General features: G+C 48.8%; 18 protein-coding genes. 8 read left to right on the forward strand and 10 right to left on the reverse strand.

Annotated features, from left to right (window positions below; all coding sequences use genetic code 11):
• Positions 1-35: 35 nt before the first annotated feature.
• Positions 36-947: an OmpG family monomeric porin gene (locus RHD99_RS11245; RefSeq protein WP_309878851.1), complete on the forward strand. Its 912-nt coding sequence runs from the start codon at positions 36-38 to the stop codon at positions 945-947.
• Positions 948-993: 46 nt separating this feature from the next.
• On the opposite strand, the gene RHD99_RS11250 is transcribed toward RHD99_RS11245, so the two are convergent.
• Positions 994-1989 (reverse strand): LacI family DNA-binding transcriptional regulator, encoded by a 996-nt coding sequence (locus tag RHD99_RS11250; protein WP_309878853.1) that lies wholly within the window; start codon positions 1987-1989, stop codon positions 994-996.
• 181 nt (positions 1990-2170) lie between these two features.
• On the opposite strand from RHD99_RS11250, the gene RHD99_RS11255 reads away from it, so the two are divergent.
• The 3 genes from RHD99_RS11255 (at position 2171) to tyrR (ending at position 6379) form a co-directional block, all read left to right on the forward strand.
• Positions 2171-3568 carry a YcjX family GTP-binding protein gene (locus tag RHD99_RS11255; protein ID WP_309878855.1) on the forward strand — a complete coding sequence of 466 codons (1398 nt, stop codon included), beginning with the start codon at positions 2171-2173 and terminating at the stop codon, positions 3566-3568.
• A complete protein-coding gene (locus tag RHD99_RS11260) occupies positions 3565-4626 on the forward strand; it encodes a TIGR01620 family protein (protein ID WP_309878857.1) in 1062 nt (353 codons plus the stop codon). The genes RHD99_RS11255 and RHD99_RS11260 overlap by 4 nt, the downstream gene beginning before the upstream one ends.
• Before the next feature lie 190 nt (positions 4627-4816).
• On the forward strand, positions 4817-6379 hold the full coding sequence (tyrR, locus tag RHD99_RS11265; RefSeq protein ID WP_309878859.1) for a transcriptional regulator TyrR: 1563 nt from the start codon (positions 4817-4819) through the stop codon (positions 6377-6379).
• Between the two features lie 34 nt (positions 6380-6413).
• On the opposite strand, the gene tpx is transcribed toward tyrR, so the two are convergent.
• A complete protein-coding gene (gene tpx, locus RHD99_RS11270; protein ID WP_183269346.1) occupies positions 6414-6920 on the reverse strand; it encodes a thiol peroxidase in 507 nt (168 codons plus the stop codon).
• A 141-nt stretch (positions 6921-7061) separates the two neighbouring features.
• Here tpx and ycjG point away from each other — a divergent pair, with 141 nt between their 5' ends.
• Entirely contained in the window at positions 7062-8027 is a 966-nt protein-coding gene (gene ycjG / locus RHD99_RS11275; protein WP_309878861.1) for an L-Ala-D/L-Glu epimerase, read from the forward strand.
• A 16-nt stretch (positions 8028-8043) separates the two neighbouring features.
• Here the strand turns inward: ycjG and mpaA are convergent, their stop codons facing one another.
• Together mpaA and RHD99_RS11285 are read right to left on the reverse strand one after the other, a co-directional pair.
• A complete protein-coding gene (gene mpaA / locus RHD99_RS11280) occupies positions 8044-8751 on the reverse strand; it encodes a murein tripeptide amidase MpaA (RefSeq protein WP_183269344.1) in 708 nt (235 codons plus the stop codon).
• A 99-nt stretch (positions 8752-8850) separates the two neighbouring features.
• Entirely contained in the window at positions 8851-9327 is a 477-nt protein-coding gene (locus RHD99_RS11285; protein WP_309878863.1) for a hypothetical protein, read from the reverse strand.
• Positions 9328-9578: 251 nt separating this feature from the next.
• Here RHD99_RS11285 and RHD99_RS11290 point away from each other — a divergent pair, with 251 nt between their 5' ends.
• On the forward strand, positions 9579-11198 hold the full coding sequence (locus RHD99_RS11290; protein WP_309878865.1) for a peptide ABC transporter substrate-binding protein: 1620 nt from the start codon (positions 9579-9581) through the stop codon (positions 11196-11198).
• 73 nt (positions 11199-11271) lie between these two features.
• Here RHD99_RS11290 and RHD99_RS11295 read toward each other — a convergent pair whose 3' ends face one another.
• Together RHD99_RS11295 and RHD99_RS11300 are read right to left on the reverse strand one after the other, a co-directional pair.
• Complete coding sequence (locus RHD99_RS11295) at positions 11272-11370, reverse strand: YoaK family small membrane protein (protein ID WP_309878866.1); 99 nt, start codon at positions 11368-11370, stop codon at positions 11272-11274.
• Positions 11371-11377: 7 nt separating this feature from the next.
• A complete protein-coding gene (locus RHD99_RS11300; RefSeq protein ID WP_309878868.1) occupies positions 11378-12418 on the reverse strand; it encodes a GGDEF domain-containing protein in 1041 nt (346 codons plus the stop codon).
• Between the two features lie 271 nt (positions 12419-12689).
• On the opposite strand from RHD99_RS11300, the gene zntB reads away from it, so the two are divergent.
• Together zntB and ynaL are read left to right on the forward strand one after the other, a co-directional pair.
• The gene (zntB, locus tag RHD99_RS11305) at positions 12690-13673 is read left to right on the forward strand and encodes a zinc transporter ZntB (protein WP_183269341.1); all 984 of its coding nucleotides are present in this window, start codon (positions 12690-12692) and stop codon (positions 13671-13673) included.
• Positions 13674-13998: 325 nt separating this feature from the next.
• A complete protein-coding gene (gene ynaL / locus RHD99_RS24095) occupies positions 13999-14133 on the forward strand; it encodes a proline-rich small protein YnaL (protein WP_304502610.1) in 135 nt (44 codons plus the stop codon).
• Between the two features lie 37 nt (positions 14134-14170).
• On the opposite strand, the gene ttcA is transcribed toward ynaL, so the two are convergent.
• From ttcA to RHD99_RS11325, 4 genes are all read right to left on the reverse strand, one after another.
• A complete protein-coding gene (ttcA, locus tag RHD99_RS11310) occupies positions 14171-15106 on the reverse strand; it encodes a tRNA 2-thiocytidine(32) synthetase TtcA (protein ID WP_183269340.1) in 936 nt (311 codons plus the stop codon).
• A 406-nt stretch (positions 15107-15512) separates the two neighbouring features.
• Positions 15513-15803 (reverse strand): Bor family protein, encoded by a 291-nt coding sequence (locus RHD99_RS11315; protein ID WP_309878871.1) that lies wholly within the window; start codon positions 15801-15803, stop codon positions 15513-15515.
• Positions 15804-15920: 117 nt separating this feature from the next.
• Complete coding sequence (locus RHD99_RS11320; RefSeq protein ID WP_309878873.1) at positions 15921-17117, reverse strand: T6SS phospholipase effector Tle1-like catalytic domain-containing protein; 1197 nt, start codon at positions 17115-17117, stop codon at positions 15921-15923.
• Positions 17118-17150: 33 nt separating this feature from the next.
• Positions 17151-18593 carry a lytic transglycosylase domain-containing protein gene (locus RHD99_RS11325; RefSeq protein WP_309878874.1) on the reverse strand — a complete coding sequence of 481 codons (1443 nt, stop codon included), beginning with the start codon at positions 18591-18593 and terminating at the stop codon, positions 17151-17153.
• Between the last annotated feature and the right edge of the window lie 49 nt (positions 18594-18642).

Genomic DNA, 18642 nt, shown 5'->3' on the forward strand with positions numbered 1-18642 from the left:
CCCGGTTTTTTAGTTGTTTTTGACAAGGAAATAAAATGAAAAAGTTAATTCAATGCGCAGCGCTTATTGCCTGTGCCGGGCCTCTCTATGTTCATTCCGCAGAAACTGATAGCTGGCATTACAACATTGGTGCGATGTACGAAATAGAAAACGTTGAAGGACAGGTGGATGATAAAGATGGATTATACGAGCCATCTGTCTATTTTAATGCGACTTACGGTGACTGGACGATTGCGCTTGCGATGTATCAGGAAGGCCCGGTAGATTACAGTAACTTCACGCGAGGCACTTACTTTAATCGTCCGGAACTGAATATCCGTTATCGCTTTATTGAAAACGACAGCGGTTCGTTTGGTTTTACCACCGGCGTGCGTAATTACGGTTATCATTTTAAAAACGATGATGGTTCTGAAAACGGTACGGCAAATACTCAACGCTGGGGCTTTATTCCTGATTACAGTTTGAAAATTAACGATGCATTAAGCTTTGGCGGCTGGTTTGCTTACTATCGTTTCGATAATGATCTCGACCAGACGGGATATTCCGATAGCCGTGTCGAAACGGAAACCGGCCTGACATGGACAATTAATGAAACGTTTACGCTAAAAACAAATTACTACTTAGAACGTGGATTTAATACCGAAAGCGATAAAAACAACGGTGAATTCTCGACGCAGGAAATGCGTATTTATCTGCCGATTACCTTAGGAAGTAACACTTTTACGCCGTATACCCGTCTGGGACTGGATCGCTGGACGAACTGGGACTGGTCAGAAGACATCGATATTGAAGATCATGACTACAACCGCCTTGGTTTGCTGTATGCCCATGACTTTAATAATGGTCTGTCGATGACGTTGGAATATGCCTACGAGTGGCAACACCATAACGAAGGCGACGATGATAAATTCCATTACGCCGGTATTGGTGTAAATTACGCGTTTTAACGGTGGTTATTTCCCTCTCCTGGGGGAGAGGGTTAGGGTGAGGGCATTAATACCCCAGCGTGGTAGGAATAATCGTCCTTGGCGGAACACTTTTCCCTGCTATCTTATCAAATAACAGCGCACTGCCCGCATGCCCTAATTCAAAGGTGGGCACTTCAATTCCATCCGGCGGTGGCGAGAGCAGAAAACTCAGCATATCGTTGCTGTAACCGACGATGGAAAGTTGTTGCCCAATAGAAAGACCTTTTTCATTGGCAATACGATAAAGACTCATTAATTTAAGACTGTCGGTGGCAAATATGGCTTGCGGTAGTTCTGAACCACTTAATAGCTTTTCTGCGGCTTCCAGCGCGGTTTCGTGGGTATAACCGCCGTTGACTATCCATTCCTGTGGCAAATTTACGCCATGTTGCTTCAGGCAATCTTTAAATCCAGCCAACCGATCTACCGAAACGTGGTAATCCAACGGCGCGTGCAGGCAAGCTATTTTGGTATGGCCTTTATTTAACAATGTCTCGGTGAGCTTGATGCTATCGTGATAATTATCGGTATCGACCGAACAAACATTTTTAAAATCCCCGTCAACTTTTCCAATCACTACCACCGGAATAGCATATTGATCCAGTTCTTCAAAAAAGGTTTCGTCGGTCGGTGAGCTGAGCATAATTATGCCCTTGATCATTTTCTGCTTAATTTTATTGACGCATTTTTGCAGGTCTTCCTGGCTGTTTTTGGAGGTTTGTAGAATAACGTCAAACCCTTCCTGTTCGGCCCGCGCAGTAATGGTGTGCAGCACTTCAGAGAAAAAGGGATTTCCCGCCGTGGTTTTTGTTGATCGCGTGGAAATGACCATAATGGCGTCAAAGCCCGATGAGGTCAGGGCGCGGGCTAATTTATTCGGCTGATAATTGAGCTCTTCAATCGCTTTCAAAACGCGTTCTAATGCTTCAGGTGAAATATTAGTCTGCTTATTAAGCACTCTTGATACGGTTGATTTGGAAACATTCGCCAGGCGAGCAATATCATAAATAGTGGGCGACATGACTGAACCGGTCCTGTTCTGCGCCAAAAGATAACGCATATTACTGAAGGTGTATGATGCTGTCTATTCGCGATGCAATGCGTAAATAGCGTGTAAAATTGAAGGACTGTCTTTGATTTATCACCATTTACCCCCATAACTTCTCAGAGAACAACTTCTGACAGGTGCAACCAGGACGCAGATGAACAGAATCAAGAATGAACTGAATGCCCTGATGAATCGGGGCGTGGACCGCCATTTACGCCTTGCCGTTACCGGTTTAAGCCGTAGCGGCAAGACGGCATTTATCACCTCGATGGTGAATCAATTATTAAGCGTACATAACGGTGCGCGTTTGCCACTGCTAAACGCGGTGCGAGAAGAACGCTTGCTCGGTGTAAAACGCGTGCCACAGCGGGATTTAGGCATTCAGCGTTTTACTTATGATGAAGGCCTGGCGCAGCTTTATGGCGACCCGCCGAGCTGGCCGACGCCAACCCGTGGCGTCAGCGAAATGCGCCTGGCACTGCGCTATCGCTCAAACGACTCGCTGCTACGCCATTTTAAAGACACCTCAACGCTGTATCTGGAGATTGTCGACTATCCAGGCGAATGGCTGTTGGACTTGCCAATGCTGGCGCAAAATTACCTGTCATGGTCGCGCCAGATGACCAGCCTGCTAACGGGCAACCGCGGTGAATGGTCAGCGGTTTGGCGTAAGTTATGCGAAGGGCTGGACCCACTGGCGCCAGCCGATGAAAACCGGCTTGCCGCGATTTCAGAAGCGTGGACGGAATACCTGCTGCGCTGTAAGCGTGAAGGGCTGCACTTTATCCAACCGGGTCGTTTCGTCTTACCCGGCGATATGGCGGGCGCACCGGCGCTGCAATTCTTCCCGTGGCCGGATGTGGACGATGTCGGTGAATCTAAACTCGCTCAGGCTGACAAAACCACCAATATTGGCATGCTGCGCACGCGATTTGATTACTACTGTGAAAAAGTAGTGAAAGGATTTTATAAAAATCACTTCCTGCGTTTTGACCGGCAAATTGTGCTGGTGGATTGTTTGCAACCGCTCAACAGCGGTCCGCAGGCGTTTAACGATATGCGTCTTGCACTGACACAATTGATGCAAAGTTTCCATTACGGCCAGCGCACGCTGTTCCGTCGTCTGTTTTCGCCTGTCATCGACAAATTATTATTCGCGGCGACTAAAGCCGACCACGTCACCGTTGATCAACACGCCAATATGGTGGCGCTGCTTCAGCAACTGGTACAGGACGCCTGGCAAAATGCAGCCTTTGAAGGTATCGACATGGACTGTATGGGGCTTACGTCAGTGCAGGCAACACAAAGTGGTTTGGTCGATGTGAAAGGGGAACAAATTCCGGCGCTACGCGGTAATCGGTTGAGCGATGGCGAGCCGTTGACTGTTTATCCAGGCGACGTTCCTGCACGTTTACCAGGCAGTGCATTCTGGGAAAAACAGGGTTTTCAGTTTGAACAGTTCCGCCCACAAGCCATGGATGTTGACCGGCCGATGCCACACATTCGGATGGACGCGGCACTGGAGTTTTTAATTGGGGATAAATTGCGATGAACGAACCATTAAAACCGCGAGTCGATTTCGCGCAACCACTGGATGTGGAAAAAGAACCGAGCTTTAAAGCCGCACATGCTTTTAGCGAACCTGAAGCGGAAAAATTCATTCCAGCTTTAAACTCGCTGGACGAAGTGGAAGATGAAGGACAGGCCGAAGCGGTTATTGAAGCCGCGCTACATCCCAAACGCAGCCTGTGGCGGCGCATGGTTCAGGTGGGACTTGGACTGTTCGGCGTCAGCGTGGTAGCGCAAGGGATTCAGTGGACGCACAACGCTTTTGTTACGCAGGACTGGATAGCGCTCGGCGGGGGGATTGCTGGAGGGTTGATCATCGCCGCGGGTGTCGGTTCGGTAGCAACTGAATGGCGTCGTTTATGGCGCTTGCGCCAGCGAGCAGAAGAACGTGATGAAGCACGTGATTTGATGCATAGCCACGGCATGGGAAAAGGGCGGGCATTTTGTGAAAAACTGGCGCGTCAGGCTGGACTTGATCATGGGCATCCTGCATTACAACGCTGGTACGCGGTGATTCATGAAACGCAAAATGATCGCGAAGTGGTTGAGTTGTACGCCCGTTTGGTGCAACCCGTTCTCGATAACCAGGCGCGGCGGGAAATTAGCCGTTCGGCGGCTGAATCGACCTTAATGATCGCCGTCAGCCCGCTGGCGCTGGTGGATATGGCCTTTATCGCCTGGCGTAATTTGCGTTTAATTAACCGTATTGCCACGCTGTACGGCATCGAACTGGGTTATTTCAGCCGCATCCGCTTGTTCCGTCTGGTGTTATTGAATATCGCTTTTGCCGGGGCCAGTGAGCTGGTGCGCGAAGTCGGGATGGACTGGATTGGCCAGGATCTCGCGGCGCGACTTTCCACACGAGCCGCGCAAGGGATTGGTGCTGGACTACTGACGGCGCGTTTGGGGATCAAAGCGATGGAGCTGTGCCGTCCGTTACCATGGATTGACGGTGATAAACCCCGACTGGGGGACTTCCGTAAACAGTTGCTGGTACAACTCAAAGAAACGATGAGTAAATCATCCACTCAATCTAAGTAAACTAGTGGATGTCGCTGCACTAATCCCGAAACAGTAGTTTTTCATAGGGTGAATTAGGGCTGCGACATCCTGTAACACAAATCTCGCAAACCCCGCATTTATCTGTCAACTTTTCCTGACACATCATATACGTCTGGAGTATTATTGGCGCACTCAATGACTCCGCTTAATGCAATTGAAGGACATCTCCATGCGTCTGGAAGTCTTTTGCCAGGACCGCCTTGGTCTGACTCGAGAATTACTTGATTTACTAGTGCTGCGTAGTATCGATTTGCGAGGTATCGAAATTGATCCCATTGGGATTATCTACCTCAATTTTTCCACTCTGGATTTCGATTCATTTAGCAGCCTGATGGCTGAAATCCGTCGAATTCCTGGCGTGAGAGACGTGCGCACGGTGCCGTGGATGCCGTCAGAGCGCGAGCACCGCGCCCTGAGCGCCTTGCTGGAAGCGCTGCCAGAGCCGGTTTTGTCGCTGGATATGAAAAGCAAAGTGGAGATGGCGAACCCGGCAAGTTGCGCACTGTTTGGGCAAAACGAAGATAAGTTGCGTAACCATAACGCAGCCAGCCTGGTGAACGGTTTTAACTTTATGCGTTGGCTTGAAAGCGCGCCGGTGGAGTCGCATACCGAACATGTGGTTATCAACGGGCAAAACTTCCTGATGGAAATCACGCCGGTTCATTTAGATAACGAAAACGAAGGCACTTCGCTTGTCGGTGCGGTGGTGATGCTGCGTTCCACGGTGCGTATGGGCCGCCAACTGCAAAATCTTTCTAATACCGATGTGGGGGCATTCAGTCAGATTGTCGCCATCAGCCCAAAAATGCGCCACGTCGTCGATCAGGCGCATAAACTGGCAATGCTTAACGCACCGCTGCTGATTGTGGGTGATACGGGTACGGGTAAAGATCTGCTGGCACATGCCTGCCATCTGGGTAGCCCACGAGCACAAAAACCTTATCTGGCACTGAATTGCGGTTCGATGCCGGATGATGTGGTTGAAAGCGAGCTGTTTGGCCATGCACCAGGCGCTTATGCTAATGCCGTCGAAGGTAAAAAAGGCTTCTTTGAACAGGCGAACGGGGGTTCTGTTCTGCTGGATGAAATTGGTGAAATGTCGCCCCGCATGCAGACTAAATTGCTGCGTTTCCTCAATGATGGAACATTCCGTCGAGTGGGTGAAGAGCATGAAGTGCATGTTGATGTGCGGGTGATTTGCGCCACGCAAAAGAACTTGATCGAGATGGTGCAAAAAGGGGAGTTCCGCGAAGATCTCTATTATCGTCTGAACGTTCTGACTCTGAATCTGCCACCGCTGCGTGACAGGCCGCAAGATATCATGCCGCTGACAGAACTGTTTGTAGCGCGATTTGCCGATGAGCAAGGTGTACCGCGTCCAAAACTGGCTAATGATTTGAGCAACGTGCTTACGCGCTATGGCTGGCCAGGTAATGTGCGTCAGTTAAAAAATGCGATTTATCGCGCATTAACGCAATTAGAAGGTTACGAGCTTCGCCCACAAGACATTCTGCTCCCTGATTTTGATACTGCGAGTTTGGTTGTTGGGGAAGAGGCGATGGAAGGATCGCTGGATGATATTACCAGCCGCTTTGAGCGTTCAGTGCTGACGCAGCTTTATCGCACCTATCCAAGTACGCGCAAGCTTGCTAAACGTCTTGGCGTTTCGCATACCGCGATTGCTAATAAATTGCGTGAATATGGATTGAGCCAAAGAAAAACGGAAGAGTAACAACAATGCCCCCGGTTCTCGGGGGCATTAACACTTAAGCCTGAAGAGCTTCCAGTGCTGCGGCATAATCCGGCTCGTTAGTGATTTCATTCACTAACTGGCTGAATACCACTTCATTTTTCTCATTCAGAACGACGACTGCACGAGCAGTCAGGCCTTTCAGAGCGCCTTCGGCAATACCCACGCCATAAGCCTGCTGGAATTCCGGGTTACGCAGTGTAGACAGCGTAATCACGTTGCTCAGGCCTTCAGCGCCGCAGAAGCGGGACTGTGCAAATGGCAGATCGGCAGAAACACACAGAACAACGGTGTTATCCATCTCAGTCGCCAGTTGGTTGAATTTGCGCACGGAAGCGGCACACACGCCGGTATCGATGCTTGGGAAAATGTTCAGTACTTTACGTTTTCCATCAAACTGGCTCAGTGCAACATCAGAGAGATCTTTTGCTACCAGAGAAAAAGCTTCAGCTTTGTTGCCAACTTGTGGGATCTGACCTGCAACCGCTACAGGGTTGCCCTGGAAATGAACGATTTGTGACATGTTTGATTTTCCTGTTTACATATAATTAACGCCGCGAACAGTGTATGTCAGTATTCATCGTCTGAATATAAAAAACTGATACTGCAAGTGAAAGTGTTCTCTGGCTATACTCAGCGAAAGTCCTCGCGCAATGGAAAACTAATGAGAACAGTTAAGGTTTATCAAGAAGCATGGCCTCTTCACACGCCATTTGTGATTTCTCGCGGCACCCGCAGTGAAGCCGTTGTCGTCGTCGTGGAGCTGGAAGAAGATGGGATTAAAGCAGTCGGCGAGTGCACGCCGTATCCACGCTACGGAGAAAGCGCGGTTTCGGTACTGGCACAAATTACCGCCATTATTCCGCAGCTCGAAAAGACGTTAACACGTGAACAATTACAAGAACTGCTTCCGGCCGGTGCGGCGCGAAATGCAGTTGACAGCGCTTTGTGGGATCTCGAAGCACGGCGACGTCAACGTACCCTTGCGTATGCCGCAGGTGTTGAACTTCCTGAATTAATCACGACTGCGCAGACTGTGAGTATTGCAGAGCCTGAGCAAATGGCGGCGGCGGCTAAAATATTGTGGGATAAAGGTGCGCGTTTGCTGAAGGTCAAAATTGATGACCGATTAATCACCGAGCGCATGGTCGCTATCCGTGCCGCAGTACCCGAAGCGGTGCTGATTGTGGATGCCAACGAAGCCTGGCACAGCGATGGCTTGGCAGCGCGTTGCCAACTGTTGGCCGATCTTAATGTGGCGATGCTTGAGCAACCCTTACCTGCGGGGCAAGACAGCGCGCTGGCGAACTTTATCCATCCATTGCCTATCTGCGCTGATGAAAGCTGCCACACTCGCGAAAGCCTGGCGGAGCTGAAAGGGCGCTATGAGATGGTCAATGTGAAACTGGATAAAACCGGAGGGTTAACGGAGGCGCTGGCACTCACTCAGGCTGCTCGTGAGCAAGGTTTTGATGTGATGTTAGGCTGCATGTTATGTACGTCGCGAGCAATAGCTGCCGCGTTGCCGCTGGCAGCTAAAGTGCGTTTTGCCGATCTCGATGGGCCAACGTGGCTGGCGGTGGATGTCACCCCTGGGCTGCACTTCGAAACCGGCAAACTCTATCCGTAATTAATCCGTAACGGCTTTACTTTTGCCAGTGTAAAAGCCCCATCATGGCATGCAGATACCGCTCACTCGCTTCGTCAGCTGAGATGGGCGGGAATTCTGCGGTAATACACGGCAGATCTAAATCTGCACACCAACTGCCAAACGAACCCGGCGTCTCGTATCCTACGCTTGTGACCAGCGGCAACTCAAACTCTTTGGCAAGCCATGCGCCCAACGGGGAGTTATCTGGATCTTCTATGCAGCCTAAAGGATCGTGGAAGGAGACAACCCAGGCGGGTTGCAAGGTATGAATCAACTGGCAAAGGGCGGCGGTTTCCGGTTCAGACCCCGGTTTGTTTCCGGTGGACAACACCACATCACGTTTATCCGCGCTGCTGTTCCAACGATAAACCGTTTCTCCCGATTTCCAGTTCGCAGCAGGGAAGTTGCGATTTAAATCAACGCCGTTGGCGTTGGCGCGTAAACCAAGCTGGCAGCCGTCTGGATTCACGGCAAGAACCACATGGTGGTGGCGGTGTTCCGGCTCGAGCGTGCGTAACGCGCATGACAGAGTGACCATCGCAGCATTTTCATCGCCATGCGTTCCCGCAATAATTAACCCGCTGCGTTGTTCACCCGGTGTTGCCGGGAACCAAATCAATGGTGCGCCAAACACAGATTTCCCATAACGTTCGGAGCCGTGTGGCAAATGGCCGCGTTGTGAGCGAGGACGGTGGCCTGACATAGTGTTCCTTTTGTGCATGATGTGTTGTTTGTGCTCATTAATAACAGCGTTTTGAGAAAATCTCATCTGAAACAACGTGCTGTCAGACCAAAAAGAAGTTTAATTGGCTTTATTTTCCGCTTCGCCATAGAGATCGTTGGCGATTTCACCAGCGAATTTGTCCAGTGCGCCGCATTGATAAACATGTGAACCCAGTGCCAGGCTATAGTTCATACCTTTCAGATTAGTGACGGCACCTCCCCAAACAATATCGGGGCGTTCTTTTGTATCAGCGATATAGGTTTTTGATAACCCATCAAACACGACAGGTACATATTTATCGTACTGCTTGTTTTCCGCAGTTGAAGTAGCCGACGCAAACAGGTCAATCATTCCAGTTTGATTGTTCTTCAAACCAATTAGCATACGGCCGTTATCGTTACCTTCCATTTCAGCAACGTGTATTTCAATCGTTTTACCGCAGGTTTGATGCCAGGTGGCTTTCAGATTGCCCAATAATTCAGGTGCCGAATCGGCCCATGCCGTTGAAAAAGAACCCGCTGCCAGTGTCAGCACAACTAAACTACGATTTATCATCATCAATCCTGTTTTATTAATATGGATATAAAGGGCGGGATATTAAGAGTTATCGCGATAGATTGGTCATGCTAAAGATGCTATTAAGGCTGAAAGGACGATTTTTCGGAATAGGTTCCAAGAAATAGCGTTGTTGTTTTGTTTTTTGTCGTGCTTTTCATATCGTCCTCACAGGAAAATACGCTATATTTTCTGCACTTATGCCTGCTTGGCCAATTATCTAAAAATATTAATAATTAAAGGGATTGTTGATGAAAAAAATCTTCCATATTTGTTACTGTGCGCTGGCTGTTTCCTGTGCAATTTCAAACGCCTGGGCGGCAGATGTCCCTGCAGGTACAAAACTTGCGTCTGACCAGAGCCTGGTGCGCCATATCAAAGATGAGCCCGCTTCTCTGGACCCGGTAAAAGCCGTGGGTTTACCCGAAATTCAGGTTATTCGCGATCTGTTTGAAGGGTTGGTTAACCAAAATGAAAAGGGGCAACTGGAGCCCGGTGTTGCGACCAAATGGCAAAGTAATGATAACCGCACCTGGACATTTACCTTGCGCGATGACGCTCGCTGGTCAGATGGAACGCCGGTCACGGCACAAGATTTCGTCTATAGCTGGCAGCGTTTAGTTGATCCGAAAAATACATCCCCATTTGCCTGGTTTGCCGCACTCGCTGGCATCAATAATGCGCAAGCTATCATTGATGGAAAAATGCCTGCGGATAAATTGGGCGTGACGGCAGTCGATGCCAAAACATTGCGCATTCAATTAGATAAACCGGTGCCGTATTTCCCTAATCTGACCGCCAACTTCTCGTTCTATCCAGTACCTAAAGCGGTGGTGGAAAAATTCGGTAACGACTGGACCAAACCGGGCAATCTGGTGGGGAATGGTGCGTACACGCTAAAAGATCGTGTGGTGAATGAAAAACTGGTCGCGGTGCAAAATAAGAATTACTGGGATAACAGCAAGACGGTGATAACCCAGGTTACATTTGTCCCAATTAATCAGGAGTCGTCAGCGACAAAACGCTACCTGGCGGGGGATATCGATATCACCGAGTCTTTCCCAAAAACTCTCTACCAAAAACTGCTCAAAGATATTCCAGGCCAGGTTTATACTCCGCCGCAATTAGGAACGTATTATTACGCGTTTAATACCCAGAAAGGCCCAACCGCTGATGCGCGCGTTCGTCTGGCACTCAGTATGACCATAGACCGTCATATTATGGCTGATAAAGTATTGGGTACCGGTGAGAAACCGGCGTGGCGCTTTACCCCTGATGTTACCGCAGGCTTCAAACCAGAACCTTCTCCGTTTGAGCAAATGAGCCAGGAAGAGGCCAACGCTCAGGCGAAAACATTGCTGCGGGCGGCGGGTTATGGCCCCAACAAACCGCTTAATCTGACGCTGCTGTATAACACTTCGGAAAACCATCAAAAGATTGCTATTGCAGTGGCTTCGATGTGGAAGAAGAATCTGGGCGTCGATGTGAAACTGCAAAACCAGGAATGGAAAACCTATATCGACAGCCGTAACACCGGTAATTTCGATGTGATTCGCGCATCCTGGGTCGGTGATTACAACGAGCCGTCCACCTTCCTGTCACTGCTAACGTCTACTCACAGCGGTAATATTTCGCGCTTCAACTCGCCGGAATACGACAAACTTATGCAGCAGGCAAGCCAGGAAACAACGGATGCCGCGCGTAATAAAGATTACAACCAGGCTGAAAGAATCATTCAGGAACAAGCGCCGATTGCTCCGATTTATCAATACACGAATGGTCGTTTAATCAAGCCATGGCTGAAAGGGTATCCAATTAATAACCCTGAGGATGTTGCTTACAGTCGTACCATGTACATTGTGGCGCACTGATAGAATTAATGATGAATGACGCTAAGCTTATCCGCCAGACTGACGGGGCGGATAAGCTTTTGCGAAACGCGTTTCAGGAGGTGGAAGTGGCGTAGCCGCCGACAATAAACCAGGTGATGAACACGATCGCAGCAACAATTATCGCGATAGGAAACAGAACACCAATTTTCATTTTTATCTCATTTGTCAGTTTGAAAAATTTGCCACTGGTTGCGGCCCGCTTCTTTGGCTGCATACAACGCGGCATCAGCTTCTGCAATAAAGCGTGTCGCAGTGGTTGCAGGCGTTAAACTCGTGATGCCCTGGCTTATGGTCACATAAGCTGCGACCGGAGACTCCGCATGGAGTATCCCCAACATGTGTATGTTTTGCTGAATTCGTTTTGCGACGTCAACTGCTTGCTGCTCGGTGGCATCAGGCAGCAACATAATAAACTCTTCCCCGCCAAAACGCGCCGCCACGTCCTGTGTCGAACGGGTGGCCCCCTCCAGACATTTTGCAATACTCCTCAGACATTCATCACCCGCCTGATGGCCGTAATGGTCGTTGTATTTTTTGAAGTAGTCGACATCCAGCATGATCAATGACACCGAAGTATTGCACTGCTGGTGACGCTGTATCGCCTTATCCAACAATAAATGGAAAGAGCGGCGGTTGGCGAGGCCGGTAAGAGGGTCGTGATTCGCCAGGCTCTGCAACTGCTTAATCAGCTCTCTGTTTTCTTGTTCGCGACGAATAGCCAGCACGAACCATCCACGTAAAATCCTGCGTCCGGACTCAAAAAGGCATGCCAGCAGCACGTAAAGTACGGCATTTAGCACCGTCAGATCGGATGGGTAGACAAAATTGCATACCAGAATAACCAGCCAAATTGGCAGGGTGAAACTGAGCAATACTCGACCATCAAAATAGAGCGAAATCAGAGCGGTGAATATCAGTAACGCCGCGAAGGGAAAAACAATGCGCGAATCACCGCTGGCCAGGAGTATGTAAAAACAGCCGACCCATAATGCGCTGATGCAAAGCAGGGTGCCGTGCAGGAATTGGCTCAACCATTCCGCATATTGGTCATGCGCCATACGCAAAATAAAAATGCCTGACGATGAAAGGGCGAGAACCAACCCCATAACCGTTTCGAGTTCCGGGAATAAATGCGTAATTTGGGCGATTGATTGTACTGGCGTAAAATAATGACGGCCTAAAATAAACAGGCAGAACAATAGGTTAATCCATAGAAACCATCGCCCGCTCACCGTTATCGCTCGCTGTCGCATGCTCTTAAGGCGAAAGTCTAAGTCAGGGGTAGCCTTACGTCTTTCTTGCAAATCATTCTCCGTATGCCGATTTGGCATGACTGTATTTAAAAAGCCAACATAAATGTAACATTTTTTATCCTGCAAATTCAGCGTGTTTGCCTGTTTTTCCGAGTTACATAGCAAAAGAAGACGGCTAGACTGACAATAGTATTGTGGTCACACGTGGAGAAATGCAGTGGAAACCATCAAGGGACATCAGTTGATTGTGCCGGATGCCGTATTTGCCTGGCAATTAGATGGCAAAGGCGGTGTCGATACCATCGAGGATAACGACACCATTGATGCTGAGCATCCTGGTTGGTTGCATCTGAATTATACCCATAGAGACAGTGCCAACTGGCTTGCGACAACGCCAGTGCTGCCAAATTATGCTCGTGATGCACTGGCGGGGGAAAGTTTACGCCCGCGTGTGTCACGCATAGGAGAGGGCACGCTCATTACTTTGCGCTGCATAAACGGCAGCACGGATGAACGGCCAGACCAACTTGTCGCCATGCGTTTGTATATTGATGAGCGGCTGATTGTCTCAACGCGTCAGCGCCAGGTGCTGGCTCTGGATGATGTGGTCAACGATCTTAAAGAAGGCGCAGGTCCCGTCGACAGTGGTTCGTGGCTGGTGGATGTTTGCGATGCGCTGACCGATCATGCCAGCGAATTTATCGAACAGCTGCACGATAAAATCATCGACCTTGAAGATAACCTGTTGGATCAGCAAATTCCGCCTCGTGGTTATCTTGCGTTACTGCGTAAACAATTGATTGTGATGCGCCGTTATATGGCCCCTCAACGTGATGTTTACGCCAGGCTTTCCAGCGAACGTTTACCGTGGATGACCGACGATCATCGCCGTCGTATGCAGGATATTTCTGACAGGTTAGGGCGCGGACTGGATGAAATTGATGCCTGTATCGCACGAACCGCCGTTATGACCGATGAAATCGCGCAGGTTATGCAAGAAGCGATGGGGCGACGCACCTATACCATGTCATTGATGGCGATGGTCTTTTTGCCCAGCACATTTTTGACCGGATTATTTGGGGTGAATTTAGGCGGTATCCCAGGCGGCGGCTGGCATTTTGGTTTCAGTATGTTCTGCATCATGTTGGTGGTTCTTATAGGCGGTGTTGCCTGGTGGTTACATCGTAGTAAATGGCTGTAAAATTTAACATTTTTTACATGTGCCAGACTATAAAAGGCGGCCATAATTGAGCGAGGTCAATATATGGAACGTCGGTTCAAGGCAATATCTCTCTCGCAGGTGAATGCAACGTCAAGCGATGGGCGTTGCGCTCCATATTGTCTTACTTCCTTTTTTAGAATTACTGCATAGCACAATTGATTCGTACGGGCCGACTATAAGTCGGCTTTTTTTTGTCTGCGATTCTGGCCGCCATACTTCAAGCTGTATGTTCGTTGGCTACGTTTGCCTGCAACTCGAATTATTTTGGGTATATGCTTAAAGGGAGACAAAAGTGGAGGAAATTATGAGCGCGTATATCAGAGATTCCATTCCGACAGATCCTGCTCCCGTGCCAGAGCACATTCCCAAGCCGCAACCTCTCCCCGAACCGTTAGATCCCGACCCAAAACCGATTATTGATCCACCGCCGTTCAGGTAGAAGATTCCCTCTCTCAGCAGAGAGAGGGATGAGAGGATTACTTGATTTCGAGAATATCGAGGCGTTGCAAAGGTGCTTCGTTGTCATCTTCTTCTGGCTGCCAGCCCACAGGTTGCATTGGCAGTTCTTCGCGGTCAAAGGCCAAATCGCCGCCATCAACAACTTCTGCACCGTGAGTAATACCAGCAAAATCAAACAATTCAGTGTCACACATGTGTGAAGGCACCACATTTTGCATCGCGCTGAACATGGTTTCGATACGGCCAGGATAGCGTTTATCCCAGTCACGCAGCATATCGCCTATCACCTGGCGTTGCAGATTCGGCTGAGAGCCACACAAGTTGCATGGAATAATTGGATATTCACGCGCGGTAGCAAAGCGCTCAATGTCCTTTTCGCGACAGTAAGCCAGTGGACGAATCACAATATGCTTGCCGTCATCACTCATCAGTTTTGGTGGCATGCCTTTCATCTTGCCGCCATAGAACATATTCAGGAACAACGTCTGGAGGATGTCGTCGCGGTGATGTCCCAGCGCAATTTTCGTCGCGCCCAACTCAGTGGCAGTACGATAAAGGATGCCGCGGCGTAAACGAGAGCACAGAGAACAGGTGGTTTTGCCCTCTGGGATCTTATCTTTCACAATGCTGTAGGTGTTTTCTTCGACGATTTTGTATTCAACGCCGATGCTTTCCAGATACTGCGGCAGAATATGCTCAGGGAACCCCGGTTGTTTCTGATCAAGGTTAACCGCAACCAGGCTGAAGTTGATTGGCGCGCTCTGCTGCAAATTGCGCAGAATTTCCAGCATGGTGTAGCTATCTTTGCCGCCAGACAGGCAGACCATAATGCGGTCGCCTTCTTCAATCATATTGTAATCAGCGATCGCTTCACCCACGTTACGACGCAGGCGTTTTTGTAATTTGTTGAGGTTGTATTGCTCTTTCTTGGTAACGTCTTGTTTGTCTTGCATTTAATTGGCACTCTAACGCTAAAAGGGGCGCCACAGGGGCATGGCTAGCTACATGGCGTGTATGGTACGGATTGCGGCGACGAATGTCAGCACGAATTGCAGTAAAAAACACCCTGTGAAGCACGGTTAGCGTTATCCCCGTATTGGGGAAACTCAGCCCGTCGCTGCAATTTTACCAAGGAAAGTGAGCAGATGTGCTGGTAGATCGAAGGCATTAATGAGCAACATTAACCAGACCAGCGACAGTATCACCAGGATGGCACTGGCTATTTTGAATGCCCAAATCAGTGGGAATCGTCTTTTCAAGAAAGTCTGACAATTATCGGGTGGTATCATTCGGAAGGGTAATTATTAATATGTTGAAAGTAATAAATTAAATGCCGGTGAATGACACCGGCATCCTGGCTTATTTAGAGCAGTACACGCGAGCTTCGCGTGGGGTATAAATACCAAAGGTAATAAAGCCCAGGAAACCATTGACGAAGGTCTGTTGAACTTCAGTTCGTACCACTTTATCAGCACCACCACATACCGCCGCAGCATCAACCGTTTTGGCTTGGCCAATTCCGCTGACAAAGAAGTGATGCGTCGTGGTTTGCTGTGGTTTCTCAGCAATATCTTTGTTTATGGTAAATGTCTGCTGTGCACAACCCGATAACGCCGCTGCCGCTACAATCGCAATCGCTAACTTTTTCATTTTCCTTACATCCCTATTTTTATATGTGAACTGCGCGTAGCTTCGCACTGTAATAAAGGGATGTGAAGTCTTGTTGGTGAGCGAGTAAGATTTATCTTAATTCTGTTTCATTTCCGTTTATACAATGAAAATATCGACGCCTGGTTTCCATTGGCTATCAAAAAATGACACCAGCGATGCCGGTCGATAAATTTGCATGCCCCATTGGCCTTTACTGTCCTGAACGGGTAATGGGTTAGGGTAGTTCACTCGGGAAATGGCTGAGTGATGAATGGCCAAATCAGCAGACGCCGGTCTTTTAAACTTGCGTACACTCAGTGAATATTTAATCTTGTACCATTCACAATGGATTTGCCCACAGAAGTCAGCTACCCAGTTATCGGCTTGCAGTTTTACACCCAGATTAACCAGTTCATCCCGCATCCATAAATACGCGCCATTAGATAAGCCATTACCATTATTAACGCTACTATAACCGCCGCCGACATCAGCATGAATGCCGGGGAAGAGTACCTGTATAATATCTTTCCTTTGATCCCAATAGGTCGGGGTGAAATCCCGGCGCATTTCATCAATGGCTAACGCCTGCCTGCCGTATTTAACGTGTTCACCGAGGCTGGTATCGGTAAAACGATAAACATCCACGCGCTCATCATTCCAGTATTTTGGAATGCCTAATGCTCCTACTGTTTCCCAAACCGCGACGGCTTCAATAGGGACAAAATAGAGCATCTTATTAGGGTCGATTTTATCGTGAAGAAAGTATGGCGCATCACGGATGATTCTATCCAGTAAATCACCATTGACATTAGAATGTTCCCGATAGCTTCTCCATACGGCGGTGCCTAGTCGATACGCCTCCTCTTTATCATTACTTAGGTCGTATTGTGTCGCATCCAGCAGGCCACATTTACCAATCATTCCAGCCAGCGCTCGCACCGTATACGCACCACGGCTAAATCCAACCAGATAGATCTTGTCGCCTTTAGCGTAATTTCTGCTGATGAAGGTATAACCGCGCACAATACGCTCAACCATTCCCGCACCAAATACACCGCCCATTATTTTTTCTAGCCAATTATTAGAGTCGCCGACACCATGCAGATATTTGCTGACCTGGTAAACCACCCCTGATTTTGTGGTGGCGACCTTTTCTTGCTCATCGCGCAGAAACATATCCGGTGCATCTGCTGTACCGTCAAGTTCCGAAAATAGCCGCAGAACATTAGTCCGGTCAGGAATGCTATCGCCATTATCGTCATTTCCTGGGCCGTTCCAGGTTCCGTCAGCACAAAATATAATGTTTTTGCTCATGTCTGGCCTCATTCAAATCAGAACAGGATGACGCTATTTAAAGATAGAGCTAAAGCTACTGATGTCTTTATTCTCATTCCATTTTGTTTGTACTTCTTCTTTCATACAATCATTAAACCATGAGACGAAATTATCAATGTGTCTGCCGGTTCCTTTTGGATAGCAGTGCATTTTCCAGCGATTGGCAGACGCATTATCAACGCGCAATGATCCTGCGTTATAGGCTGCGGCAACTTTAGGCGGGTCAAAATGAGTCACGTAACGTTGATGGGCAATATAAGCCGTTCCGGCTTCAATAGATGTGGCAGGGTCAAGCAGGTCGTCGCCGGTAAGTGAAGGCCGTCCCAATGCGCCGCGGGCAGTTTTGACCAGTGTTTGCATTAACCCAACGCTTTCGTCATGGATTTGCGGTTCCGCGCGTCTGGCGTTCCTGTCACCACCACTTTCTGTTGCGATAGTGGCGATGATCAGTTCAACGGGAACACCATACATTTTCGAGGCTTGCACGCAATACGGGCCATACAGATCCCATATTTTCTCAACGGTGGTCGGTTTACCTTGTGTGCCTGACGGGGTGGTCCCCTGAATTGAAATCCCGTCTTTCTGCAAATTCCAGCTCACACCGCTGCTAATAAAGTCATGCGGGGCGGCCAGTTCACTCCATGTGTCATTGAGCAGGGTTGGTTTCGCGGGAACAGGAGGAGAGGCGATATCGTCAGAGCCACGGGCGCTGGAGCGGGGGATCTCCTGCTGAGGTTTTTCCTGAGAAGCATTCGACGCGGTGTTACTCGCGTTCGCCGCATTCGTCTCCAGTGTTTTCGCAACACTTTCACCGAGATTCTTAAAGCTGCTGGCCATCTCGATGCCTTTCTCTTTCGACCCCTGACTACTGCCCCAATAATAGCCAACGATGTTGGATGCTAATCCGTTGATAAAGCCAATGACAGTACCAATGATGCCGAATACTGCGGTCACAATGCTTTGCTTATCACTGGGGATATCCACACCAGGAATAAGCAATAATAACGAGGTAATAATAACGACCAGCAATCCGCACATAGCTATCCAGACAATTTTAATGCCTGAATTAAAGATATTACCGGCAATACCCGAATTAATTTGGAAGTCCTGGATGCTTTGTTTTTCCTGTAAAGCCAGCTCAGCGAAACGTATCCCTGAAGTTATCTCATAGTGCTTCAGGCTTTCTTCGGCACTTCTCAGGTCTGTAACGATAGAAGGGGACGTTTGGTTATTTTTGATGACATCAACAATCTGTTCAGGTGTCATCGCCGCAGGGTTAATCGAGTTTCCGGCATTATCGCTTTGTTGGGCCACATTGGCGGACAAGTTTTTGCTCAGAATACTGGACACCACCGTAGCGGCTATAAGGTTCAGGGGGGGAGGCAGGCTAAGCGCGGTCAATAAAGTCGGGGCAACGCTTCTGATTAATAGCTTAATGTTGTCAGGAATATTCATGCTACAGCTCATGACGTGGGTGACCATGAATAAAGTTAAATTCTGAACT

The organism is Buttiauxella selenatireducens (genome assembly GCF_031432975.1).
GTDB classification, from domain to species: domain Bacteria; phylum Pseudomonadota; class Gammaproteobacteria; order Enterobacterales; family Enterobacteriaceae; genus Buttiauxella; species Buttiauxella selenatireducens.